This window comes from Sphingobacterium sp. Mn56C (assembly GCF_049319645.1).
Lineage (GTDB): Bacteria > Bacteroidota > Bacteroidia > Sphingobacteriales > Sphingobacteriaceae > Sphingobacterium.
On sequence record NZ_JBMOUC010000001.1, the window covers coordinates 384,491 to 396,703 of the forward strand.

Here is a 12,213-nt window from a genome sequence, read left to right on the forward strand (position 1 = left end):
TGATTTTCTAAATTCTTTCAAGAGTTTTTCTAACTCTAAAAACATAAAAATATATAAACTTGCAGTTCAAGATTTATCATTCTCAAATTGGTGTATGAGATTATTTTAGTCAAAACTATTATTTCCAGAATTTCTATCTGGAATAACTAACATAGGAAATCCTTCGTAAAAAATCATAAATATCGCTATATCATTTTCATTATTGTCAAATTTTATAAAAGAATACTGGAATATTTGCGGGTTTTCACCTTTTAATGGGAGCGAATTTAAATCATCAGAAATTTCATCAAATATATCTCCAAAGCTGTCATTCGTGAGATCTGAATTTTTAATTTGATTTGTCAAAACAGCTAATAGTCTATTCCAAGTTTTTCCGTACTCGGAATAATATAAAGCATAAGCGATCTTTCTAATCACTCTATCAAATCGAGCCCTATCAAATCTAAATGCTTTTGCTCCAATTGTAACTTCATCCGCATTAATGAAGGTGTCAACAATTTTATTTGTTGATTCCTGATTGCGTTTAAATGATTTTAAAGATTTTGAGAAAAATTGGTCGATTGATTTTTGGTTATTATTTATTGATACAGTTATTATATTTCTTGCGTACTCGTCATCGCTAGATGTATTCTCATTATGAGATATGCAAGACGGCACCGTGATTAAATTAACCCGATTAGCTTTGGGAAAAAAAGATCTTGGAGGGGCGTGCTCAACCGATGTTTTTGGCTCATTACACATGTAGCAATTTTCCATAATTATTTAGATAAGACTAATGATTTAATTTTGTTCATTTTTACTTCTGTATTGTGCTATTTCTTTCATCACCCAATTAGTTAATCGGTCACTTTTATTTTCCCCTGCAACGGTTCGTCCATCTGGTAATATCACACATTGACACTGGTCGGTCAATAGTTTAATCTTTCGATCTTCAATATAGATAAGCCCCGTTGCCATTAATTTCTCTAGGAAATCAACTAGTGATGTATAGTCACTCTGAACAACAAAAAGTTCTAAATCTTTATCTGTATCCAAGTTTATTTCACCTCTATTACAGAGCTGTTCAATAATTACGTACTGTGTTCTATCCAGGGTTGTAGGTTGCCATAGTAAAACTTCTGTATTTGCTTTGAGTTCTTTATCTGAAATCAATCTACTATTATATTCCCACCCTTTAAGATCAGCAAGAGTTTGAACTTTACAGTCCAGGAACCTGGTAGCAGGTTCCATTTTTAAATCTTCACCGAAAATATCATTTGGAAGTTCATATCTGTAAGATAATCTTGTCCAAATAGTTTCAAGAAAAAAATAGGCCGGATTATGGGATGAAGTTACATAAAAAGGCCACCAATTATCACTTTGGACTGGTGCTACAAAAGGCATTGCATTATTTTTAAACATTGCATACTTTCCACAAATAATGAGGTTTGGAAAATTATGGGGACCAAACCCTGCTATTATATTATTAAGGTTAGTAGATCTTTTATCAGATAAATAGTTATAAAATGATTCTCGAAAATTATACTCACTTGAAAAACCATTATACCCCCAAACTATTCTGACTGGGAGAATTGTATCAGCCCATAGGGCATGATATATACCCTCTTCGTTTTCTGAAAGTTCACCTAATTTGTATGCCATTAAATCTTTTCTACAAATCTGTCTAAAGCTGTCTCTAAACATTATCCCAACAAATTTTTCAGGATTTCTGTCGTCAAAATAATCAATGAGAAATTTTAAGTTATCGTACCCTTCCTCAATATCCTTCGCATAGAGATTTTTCTTTACTTGAATAACAGCAATTACCTGTTCCGGTTGAAAATGAAAACGATCTGTATAAGGTATTGCTTCACCATCTCCCTCTACTAACAGAACGTCAAATTCTGTTTTACATCCGACAATAAAGCTATTTTTAACAACTTTTAGGTTCAGCCCAGCAAAAATAGATTTACTTAAAACCTCCGCTGTCAATCCTTCATACATGGCTCCGATGGTTGTCGGATGTTTTATTTCTTGTTTATTAAGTATTTCTTTTTCTGCCGATACAAATTCATGGATCAAATCAGCAACAGTATCTATCATCATAAAATTAGTTTTTATTTCATAATAACGAATATACAAAATTAAACTTTTACGACTAGGGTACTAAGCCAAATCCTACCTTTCAACGACAACTCCCGCCACTTCTCTAAATACGATGTTTGTCTGCTATAATTTTAGGTTTTAGATAAAAAAAACAAGATTATAGCATGGATACACAGCAAAAGGACTTGTCGTATTTCAGATTACGACTGCAAGAATTATTAAATACAAGCTTTCCGGAAAAGGCACACGACCAAAAATTTATTGACCAACGTTCATCGTGGGCCGCCAATGCCTACGAAGGGGCTTTCCGCTCAGGAAACTCCATAGACCAATGCGATGAGATCGCTAACTATATTCTATTTGAAGGCTTACATTTCTCCAAGTTTGACACAATTTTTCAAGTTGTGTGCAATGAGTTTGACACCATAATGGCCGACGAAGAGCTGCGACCGTTCGCTTTGAAAATGCTACCTGTTTGCGGGCCTGTATTTGAAGGATATGAGCTTACGGATGACTTCACTTATAACACAGCGTATGACCTGCTCTATACGGAACTGATCGGAACCATCGCAATCTGGATAGAGGAAAATGGGCTTCAGTAAACGCCAACATCTCCAACTGAATATTGATGCCTTACGAATTGCTTTTAAACTGGAAAAGGAGAAACGACAAGCTACCGTAGGCGAAAGACTGCTAATGATGCAATACAGCGGATTTGGCGGTCTTAAATTCGTGCTGAACCCAATAGATATCAATCACTGGAGAAAGACGGAACACGACCTGTTTCCGCTCACGCAGGAACTCCACAGACTACTTAAAGAAAATTCCGAAGACGATAAGCAATACCGCAGGTATGTGGACAGTATGAAAAGCTCTGTACTAACAGCTTTTTATACGCCACCACAAATCATAGATGCGGTTTCCGCAACCTTGCGTGAAAACAATCTGAACATTCAGAAATTCCTTGAACCCTCCGCAGGTATCGGCTCATTCATACAATCCTTTTCAGAAAACCAGAAAGCAAGCACTACTGCTTATGAAAAGGATCTGCTCACAGGCAAGGTTTTAAAACAACTGTATCCCGAAAGCAATATCCGTATAAGCGGTTTCGAGGAAATTTCCGAAAAGGAACATAACAGCTACGATGTTGTCGCCAGTAACATACCGTTCGGTGATACATCGGTATTTGACCTCTCTTATTCCCGAAGCAAAGACACAGTCAAAGTACAGGCTGCACAAAGAATACACAATTACTTCTTCCTTAAAGGAGCTGATATGCTCCGTGAGGGCGGCTTACTGGCTTACATCACTTCACAGGGCATCCTGAACAGCCCGAAAAATGAACCGATACGCAGGGCGTTGATGCAGGATAACAATTTAGTTTCAGTTGTACGCTTACCGAACAACTTGTTTACAGAGTACGCAGGCACAGAGGTTGGCAGCGACCTGATTATCCTGCAAAAGAATACGACAAAACAAGGTTTGACCGAAGCCGAAGAACTGTTTTGTCAAAGCAGGCAAACTGAATATAATACTCCAGGTAATGCACTCTTTCAGGATAGCACAAGGATTGTGCATACCGACCGCAAATTAGATACCGACCCTTATGGGCAGCCTGCCCTGATCTACACGCATAAAGACGGAGCCAGCGGAATAGCAAAAGACCTGCGACGGATGCTTTCGGAAGATTTTGGAAAGCATTTGGATTTCAATTTATATAAAGGAGAGCGGAACGATGAACGTCTTATACAAATTCCCATAACACCGCAACCGCCAGTTGTAGAACCTATTGTAATCAGTCAGGAACGACGGTCATTAGCTACATCAGCAATTATTCAGGAAAGTCAACAGGAATTAAAGCAGTTAAGCATTTTCGACCTGTTTGAAAATATAGATGAACCGGTAGCTGTTCTTGCTCCACCCAAAAGAACGACGCAAGCCAAAGGGCAAAGCACTAAAGCAAACCGCCGTGCGATAGGTCGCCAGACCGATTTGTTCAGTGCGATGCAGCAAATATATACGCCTCCGGTTTCCAATAGGGTTAGCAATCAAAATACATCAGCCAACGGCATAAAGCAGGAAGCTATCGGCGACCTGTTTTCGGGCATTAATGATAATGGCCAAGCTGCCCAAGCTGCCCTCCTGAATACTATTCCCGAACCTGCTCCGTATAGTGGTGAACTGCAATCATTCCACCGGAACGATTGTCTTGTGATGGACAATGGTTTGATTGGTCATTTGCAAGATGTAGATAAATCAGGTGGTACGGCCGTTTTTCATCCTTTACAATTACCGCCTTTGCAAAAAGCAAGAGCCGAAGGGTACATTGTTGTGCGTGATATTTACCAGGAGCTTTACAATAAAGAGGCAACATTTCAGACTGAATACAAGGAAGAACGGGAAACCCTTAACCGCTTATATGATGCCTTTGTCAAAAGGTACGGCAATCTTAATAGCACTGATAATATCAAGCTAATAAAAACGGATAGTGCCGGTAAAGAAATCCCTTATCTGGAACGTGTTATTGGAGGTGTGGTTCACAAAGCGGATATTTTCAGCCATCCTGTAAGTTTTTCTAACGTAACCATCGCAACGGACAATCCTGAAGAAGCATTAGCAGCTTCGCTCAACAAATACGGAAGCGTTGATTTGAGCTATATGTCCGAAATCAGCGGTATGAATGACGATGCTTTGAAAGGCGCCTTACATGGGCGCATTTTCTACAATCCACTGCAAAAGGAATACGAAATATCCGAACGTTGGGTTGCGGGTAACGTAGTGGAAAAGGCGGAGGAAGTCAGAGCCTATATTGAACGTAATCCGAATGATGTGCAATCCAAAGAAAGCCTTACGGTCCTAGAAGAAGCCAGACCGGGGCGCATCGAATTTGAAGAGTTGGATTTCAACTTGGGTGAACGCTGGATACCTACAGGCATTTATGCCCGTTTTGCTTCGCACCTTTTCGATACCGATGTACTGGTTCATTACTCTGAAAGTTCCGATGACTTTTCGGTAAAATGCGATCAGAAGAATGTACATATATGGGATAAATATGCCGTCAAAGCTGAAAGCCGGACGTTTGACGGAATTGCCCTGCTTAAACACGCATTGGTTAATACCACACCGGATATTACCAAAAAAGTGATGGTTGGCAATCAGGAGGTCAAGGTACGGGATATGGAAGCCATACAAATGGCCAATACCAAGATTGATGAAATTCGCACAGCTTTCAGCGACTGGCTTCACGGACAGAACGATAAGTTTAAAAAGCGGCTGACCGACCAGTATAACGATACCTTTAATTGCTTTGTGCGTCCGAACTATGACGGAGGCCATCAGGAGTTCCCCGGACTGGACAGAAAAGGCTTGAACATTCAAGACCTGTATTCCAGCCAAAAGGACACCGTTTGGATGATAAAGCTGAACAACGGTGCTATCTGCGACCACGAAGTAGGTGCAGGAAAAACATTGGTAATGTGTACCGCAGCACAGGAAATGAAGCGGTTGGGCTTAGCTCATAAGCCTATGATTGTTGGGTTAAAAAGCAACGTTCACGAAATAGCCGAAGCCTACCGAACTGCATACCCACATGCCAAGATCCTGTATCCGGGTAAAGAAGACTTCACACCCAAAAAACGGCTACGGATTTTCGGTGATATTAAAAATAATGATTGGGACTGTATAATCCTCACGCATGACCAGTTCGGAATGATACCGCAGTCGCCCGAAATACAAAAGGAAATACTCGAAATAGAACTGGACAGCGTGGAGCGTAACCTTGATGTCCTGCAATCCCAGGGCAAGGAAGTTACAAGGGGTATGCTTGCCGGAGTAATCAAGCGGAAGGAAAACCTCGAAGTCAAGCTCAAAATGCTGCAACACGATATTGAGAACCGCAAGGATGATGTCGTGGATTTTAAGATGATGGGGATTGACCATTTGTTTGTGGACGAAAGCCACCAGTTCAAAAACCTGATGTTCAATACAAGGCACACACGGGTTGCCGGATTAGGGAATGTGGACGGAAGCCTGAAGGCTATGAACCTGCTTTTTGCTATCCGTACCATTCAGGAACGTATCAATGCCGATATGGGAGCAACGTTTCTTTCGGGAACAACCATCAGCAATTCGTTAACGGAGCTATACCTGCTCTTCAAATACCTGCGCCCACGGGCAATGGAAAAACAGGGTATCAACTCTTTTGATGCCTGGGCAGCCATCTATGCAAGGAAAACCACCGATTATGAGTTTTCTGTAGCTAACAACATCGTAGCTAAAGAGCGTTTCCGATACTTTATTAAAGTGCCGGAACTGGCACAGTTCTACTCAGAAATCACAGACTACCGAACGGCAAAGGATATAGGTATAGACCGTCCCAATAAGAATGAGGTATTGTACAACATCCCGCCCACACCGGATCAGGATGTATTTATCAAAAAGCTAATGGAGTTTGCCAAAACAGGAAATGCAGAACTCTTAGGCAGACCTCCGCTAACAGACCGTGAGGAAAAAGCAAAGATGCTCATCGCTACGGATTATGCCCGTAAGATGTCGCTCGATATGCGAATGGTTAGCGGTAGGTACGAAGATCACCCCGACAATAAAGCCTCCCATTGTGCTGCCAACATAGCGAAGTACTACAACCAATACAAGGTACAGAAAGGCACACAGTTCGTTTTCTCTGATTTGGGAACATACAAGCCCGGTGAATGGAATGTGTACGCCGAAATAAAACGAAAGCTCGTGGAAGACCACGGCCTTCCGGCTCATGAAGTCCGCTTTATACAGGAAGCCAAAAATGATAAGCAACGTAAGGAGCTTATCAATGGGATGAACGAGGGGAAAATACGAGTACTGTTCGGTTCTACGAGTATGCTCGGCACTGGTGTAAACGCACAGAAAAGAGCCGTAGCGGTTCATCACCTGGATACACCGTGGCGGCCAAGCGATCTTGCCCAACGTGATGGAAGGGCAATCCGAAAAGGAAATGAAATAGCGAAATTCTTTGCGGACAACAAAGTGGACATTATCATCTATGCCGTAGAAAAATCATTGGATAGCTACAAGTTTAACCTGTTGTATAATAAGCAACTCTTCATAGACCAGTTAAAATCCAATAATCTCGGAAAGCGAACCATTGATGAGGGAAGTATGGATGAAAAATCAGGCATGAACTTTTCGGAATACGTGGCAATCCTTTCAGGGAATACTGATCTTCTGGATAAAGCGAAATTGGAAAAACAGATTGTAGGACTGGAAAGCGAAAAGCAGGCTTTCAACCGTTCCAAATTCAGTTCTAAATACAAACTAGAAGACACTATTGCAATGCTTGAAAGTGCCGGTTCCCGTCTGGACAAGTTTAATTTTGATTGGGATAACTTACAAGTGCGTATACAAAAGCGTTCGGATGGTACTATCGTAAATCCATTGCAGCTCGATGACTTATCCTCAAACTCAGATGTGAAGCAGATAGGAGCAAAACTTAACCAGATTGCGGACACAGCCCGTACCGGAGGTGACTATCAGGAAATAGGTAGCCTGTATGGATTTCAGTTATTGGTTAAAACAGAAGTGTCGGAAAAAGAAGGTGTGGACATTCGTGTAAATCGTTTCTTGGTACAGGGAGAAGGGAACATAAAATACACATACAACAACGGCATTATGGCTAAAGATCCTGAAACGGCAGCAATGAATTTTTTGAAAGCACTGGAAAAGCTGCCGGGCTATATCGAGCAGGAACAAAAGAAGATAGCCGAACTTCAAAAAGACCTTCCCGTACTTCGGGAAGTGGTTAATGGTACATGGGCAAAGGAAAGCAAGCTAAGTGAACTGAAAACGGAACTTGCTGCCGTTGAACGGAAGATACAGCTATCCATAGCCCCGGAACCTAAAGATGAACCGGTCGTACAGGCTGAAAAGCAAAAAGAAGCTCCGACGGTTTCAGAGAGTATTGTACGAACTAAAGGTATTCATTTGCCACGAGGTGTATTGTAGTAAGTATTGGTAGTGAAAACTAAAAAGGGCTTTGAAAAAAAGCCCCTTTTTTAATTATCCTGAACCAAATGTTGTAGATCAGGGTCATTTTTGATGCGTTCAAGCTCCGCTTCGATAACTTGTACGATGTCTTTTTTAATCTGTCGGTAATTAGTTTCTATTTCCTGCTTCATATTATCAGTACCGCGCTCATCAGTAAAAGATAAGATTTCCGGTATTTTTTTATAGGCTTTAGTTTCAGCAGCAACTCTTTCATTGTCCACGACAATTTCAGCATGAAATATTTTTTGTTCAATACGTTCATCAAAATTGTCCGATACTGCTCCTACAAACATACCTTGTGTTAGGGTAGAAATCTTTGAAGCAGGAATAAGACTATCTAATTGGGTAGATATGGAGGTGGACTTATCATTCCGGTTGATGGTAAGGCTTTGTCGTTTCTGTAATACTTTACCAAAGCGTTCTGACAGGTTCTTCGCTGTTTCTCCGACAACCTGACCACTAAAAATATTCCCAACCGTATTTTGAATTACTTTACTTTCCTTATCGCCATAATCCCGGATTAATTGTGAGTAATCCTGGAAGCCTAAGCAAACTGCAACTTTGTTACTTCTGGCAGTTGCGATAAGGTTGTCCAGTCCTCTAAAATAAATCGTGGGCAGCTCATCTATAATAACCGAACTCTTTAATTGTCCCTTTTTGTTGATGAGTTTTACAATCCTTGAATTGTACAAGCCCAATGCAGCAGAGTAAATATTTTGGCGGTCGGGATTGTTACCCACGCATAAGATTTTAGGCTCTTTAGGATTGTTGATGTCGAGCGTGAAGTCATCTCCGGTCATTACCCAATACAACTGCGGGCTAATCATTCTTGACAATGGAATTTTTGCCGATGCAATCTGTCCCTGCAATTGGTCTTGGGCGCCGCCTTGCCAGGCATCCATGAATGGAGAAAGATAGTTCTCCAAATCGGGATAAGAAGTCAGAATTGTAAATACATCCGAATACTTTTTGTTCAGTAATTCAATAGCGTGGGGAAACGTGCAGTATTTTCCGTTGTCATAGATTTTTAGAAACCAAATAATAGCAGCTAATAAGATAATTGGCGATTCCACGAAGAAATCGCCCTGCTTCTGTATCCACGACCTGTTAAGATTCAGCATAATGGTATAAGCCGATTCGTAGGCATCGGATATATCAGTCATGAAATCGGGGTTAATAGGATTACACCGGTGGCTCTTGCGTGGGTCGTCAAAATTGATAACGTAGAATTTTGGTTTTACTTTGTACTTGTCTGTATGCTTCAGCAAGTGATTATAAGCAATGGTAGAAAGGTCATCGAACTTGAAATCATAGATATACATTGAAAAACCCTTTTCTATCTGCTGTTTGATATAGCTGTTAACTATTGCGTATGATTTACCTGATCCGGGAGTTCCCAATACAATCGTAGCCCTGAAGGGATTTACTATATTGATCCAGCCTTTATGTTCCTTCTTATTGTACCAAAACTTTGTAGGTAGATTGACGGAGTATTCGTTTTCCATCAACTTGGTTTCCTGCATGAAACTTTCGTTTTCGTTATTGAATACATCGTCCATGAGATTGGTACGCAACAGACGGGTAATCCATACACCGGCCATCATTAGGGCAATGTATCCTAATGAGTTGGTCAGGATGTATAGAGAAGTTGCCAGCCCCGCTGACAATTGGAGCAATGGTGAGCTAAGGAAAAATAGAACGAAGCCTATAGCTAAAGCTGTGTAAATCTTGGGCCAGGTAATCTTTTCATTTTTTACCCCTTTGGTTCCCAAACAGCTTAACGCCAGTAAAACCAAAGCAAATATTTTGGTGTAAAGGGTGTGGGAGAACAGGCTGGCAGTCCGTTCAAAATTTCCCAATATTTTATTGATGACCTCCAGTGTCCAACCACGGTCTAAAAAGAAGCCGTAACAGAACCAGTAAAAGTGCATCAGCATCAAAAGGATGCTTACAGCTCTCATGAAAGCCATAATCTTGGCTAAACCTCTTAAATCGTCTTCTCCTTGCATATCTCAATGAATTGAATTTTTGCAAGTGAATTTAGAGGCTCTACAAAGTGGCTGTAAGATTGTGGCGTTGTGTGGCGTTGTGTGGCAGCATTTGGCTGATCGTTATTTCTGACCTCTTTGGCGCTTTCTTTTCTTCTTCATCTTGTTGGCAAAATCCTGTTCTTCGTAATCTTCACCCTGGGCTTCGGGAAGCAAACCACCCAATGCCTCAATCAAACCGTCCTCATGTTTCTCAGGGATAGGCTCTGTATTGAGGAAGTCGAATAAATGATGTGGTTTTTCTGAAGGCAGATCTTCAATATCTTTTGCGTGTGAGATTTTTGATTGAAGCTCGGCAGGCTCTTTTACTTCCGGTTGAATATTGTTATTCCAGTAGTCATTGAAAATGTTGGCTGAAAGTTCCTTTGCTAAACGGGAACCGTTCCAAACGGTTTTGGAATTATGGTCTATAAATGTCATTCCATAAATACGCCCTGCATCATTCCTGCGTACTACTACGTTAATGCCCTGTTCTGCCAACTGTTTTTTAAAGCTCAACTCATCGCTAGTAGTTTTCAGAGCAATGGTTATGGCAGCCTTAATTGTTGGCTTTGTAGGGTGGTCTTTTAAAGCCTCTTTACTTTTTACAAAATGCAATTCCAAAGCCGAAAGCCCTGCATTCTTTCCGAACAAAGAAGACTTGAACGGATGTCCGGCTCTTTCGCCCTTTTCATTTAACGGGATATACAGTAGCCCCTGCTGCATCTTGCCATGCAATTCGCCCTCCACTTTTTCGGTGGTAACGTTGAAAAGGGAAAGCAGAGCATTGTATTCTCCCAACGCCTGGTACTGGTAGTAGTTCGGCAGGTGGCGTACTACTGAAGCAATCTGGCTCTTCACATCGCCTGCACGATAATCTACCGGTCGAAAAATCTTGTCATTCTGCTTATGTTCCTTATCCGTGGCAGGTATCAATCCGTGTTGCCTTTCAAGTTCACGGCACACATTCATAGACCGCATTTTCTCGAACTTATCCGAAATCTTTTTACCCTCTTCATCCACACAAACCGATACGATATGGATATGGCTGCGGTCAATATCGGTATGCTTGAATACTACAAAAGGTTGTTCCCCGTAGCCCATTTCCCGCATATACTGTTCTGCCATTTCCCGAAACTTGTCATCGCTAACTTTATCATTCGGGTCGGGATTGAGCGAAATATGCAATGTATGCTTTTCTGTATTGCGATTGGCGATAAGATAAGGAGCAAAAGATTGGGCTAATTGTGCAACGGAATAATGCCCGTTAGTGGTTTCAATTATCCTATTAGTAAACAAAATCTGGCCGTTTTCATGTTCCACTTTGAGCTGATTATACGCCAATGCCCCATACAAATTTCCACTTCTGCCAATTTTCGCAATCATTTCTAAGGCTGTTTTTTCAGGTGTTTCGCTTCAAATTCTTCCGTTAGCTGGATGATTTTTTGGCATAGTATCGCCATTTCAGCCGTCTGTTTTTCCAATTTGTACAGGAATGCTGCCGCTTTTTTCTCGGAGAAATGTTTGTATAGCAGCTTTACAATCTGGTTATAATTCACGCCTACGGAGCGAAATTGACTGTGAAATGAAGTCAGTCGCATATAAAAATCAACTGTTCCTTTGTCAATCTTAACCGATTTCATTTCCTTACTGAACAGCAGGTAAATGATAAACTTCGCTTTATTAGGCATTCCCGATGCTTCAAAAAGCGATAATAACCTGGCGTTTTCTTCATCTGTCAGCCGAAAAACGTGACGGTGGATACTTGGATCACTTTTAGGTGTCCGTCCACCTTTATTCTGTTTTTTGTTATTGTTTTCATTCATCACAAATCCATTTTAACCGAGCTTTAGCGAGCTCATCTTTAGATAATCCACACAAAAACCCTGACTTCGGAAGGTGTTTTCTGCCCCCTGCAAAGGGCAAGTTGTTTTGAGGCACGAACTCGGTTTCGAGTGCCTCAAAACACAACTTGCCGTGTTCCGTTGAACACAAAAATCCGCCCTGCGGGACGGATTATAGATAGCAGGGAAAAACGGCTTGAAGCCGTCCTGCTTAGTGTCCA

General features: G+C 41.0%; 7 protein-coding genes. 2 read left to right on the top strand and 5 right to left on the bottom strand.

Translation table 11 applies throughout. The features are described 5' to 3' along the window. Window positions 1-105 precede the first annotated feature (105 nt). Together ACL9RF_RS01750 and ACL9RF_RS01755 are read right to left on the bottom strand one after the other, a co-directional pair. Window positions 106-756, bottom strand: coding sequence for a hypothetical protein (locus ACL9RF_RS01750; RefSeq protein ID WP_422798873.1), 651 nt, complete (start codon window positions 754-756; stop codon window positions 106-108). Window positions 757-780: 24 nt separating this feature from the next. Further along, on the bottom strand, window positions 781-2,085 hold the full coding sequence (locus ACL9RF_RS01755) for a DUF6602 domain-containing protein (RefSeq protein WP_422798874.1): 1,305 nt from the start codon (window positions 2,083-2,085) through the stop codon (window positions 781-783). Between the two features lie 164 nt (window positions 2,086-2,249). Between ACL9RF_RS01755 and ACL9RF_RS01760 the strand changes: the two genes are divergently transcribed. Both ACL9RF_RS01760 and ACL9RF_RS01765 read left to right on the top strand, forming a co-directional pair. Then, complete coding sequence (locus ACL9RF_RS01760; RefSeq protein WP_422798875.1) at window positions 2,250-2,687, top strand: DUF1896 domain-containing protein; 438 nt, start codon at window positions 2,250-2,252, stop codon at window positions 2,685-2,687. Continuing rightward, the gene (locus ACL9RF_RS01765) at window positions 2,674-8,079 is read left to right on the top strand and encodes an N-6 DNA methylase (protein WP_422798876.1); all 5,406 of its coding nucleotides are present in this window, start codon (window positions 2,674-2,676) and stop codon (window positions 8,077-8,079) included. Before ACL9RF_RS01760 ends, ACL9RF_RS01765 begins: the two co-directional genes overlap by 14 nt. A gap of 50 nt (window positions 8,080-8,129) precedes the next feature. Here the strand turns inward: ACL9RF_RS01765 and mobC are convergent, their stop codons facing one another. From mobC to mobA, 3 genes are all read right to left on the bottom strand, one after another. After that, window positions 8,130-10,130 carry a conjugal transfer protein MobC gene (gene mobC / locus ACL9RF_RS01770; protein WP_422798877.1) on the bottom strand — a complete coding sequence of 667 codons (2,001 nt, stop codon included), beginning with the start codon at window positions 10,128-10,130 and terminating at the stop codon, window positions 8,130-8,132. A gap of 102 nt (window positions 10,131-10,232) precedes the next feature. Next, the gene (mobB, locus tag ACL9RF_RS01775; RefSeq protein ID WP_422798878.1) at window positions 10,233-11,534 is read right to left on the bottom strand and encodes a conjugal transfer protein MobB; all 1,302 of its coding nucleotides are present in this window, start codon (window positions 11,532-11,534) and stop codon (window positions 10,233-10,235) included. Window positions 11,535-11,536: 2 nt separating this feature from the next. Beyond that, on the bottom strand, window positions 11,537-11,974 hold the full coding sequence (gene mobA, locus ACL9RF_RS01780; protein WP_422798879.1) for a conjugal transfer protein MobA: 438 nt from the start codon (window positions 11,972-11,974) through the stop codon (window positions 11,537-11,539). Window positions 11,975-12,213: the final 239 nt, after the last annotated feature.

Coding starts and splice junctions, on each gene's coding strand:
- ACL9RF_RS01750 (WP_422798873.1), bottom strand. CDS start 756: ATGGAAAATTGCTACATGTGTAATGAGCCAAAAACATCGGTTGAGCAC.
- mobC (WP_422798877.1), bottom strand. CDS start 10,130: ATGCAAGGAGAAGACGATTTAAGAGGTTTAGCCAAGATTATGGCTTTC.
- ACL9RF_RS01765 (WP_422798876.1), top strand. CDS start 2,674: ATGGGCTTCAGTAAACGCCAACATCTCCAACTGAATATTGATGCCTTA.
- mobB (WP_422798878.1), bottom strand. CDS start 11,534: ATGATTGCGAAAATTGGCAGAAGTGGAAATTTGTATGGGGCATTGGCG.
- mobA (WP_422798879.1), bottom strand. CDS start 11,974: ATGAATGAAAACAATAACAAAAAACAGAATAAAGGTGGACGGACACCT.
- ACL9RF_RS01760 (WP_422798875.1), top strand. CDS start 2,250: ATGGATACACAGCAAAAGGACTTGTCGTATTTCAGATTACGACTGCAA.
- ACL9RF_RS01755 (WP_422798874.1), bottom strand. CDS start 2,085: ATGATGATAGATACTGTTGCTGATTTGATCCATGAATTTGTATCGGCA.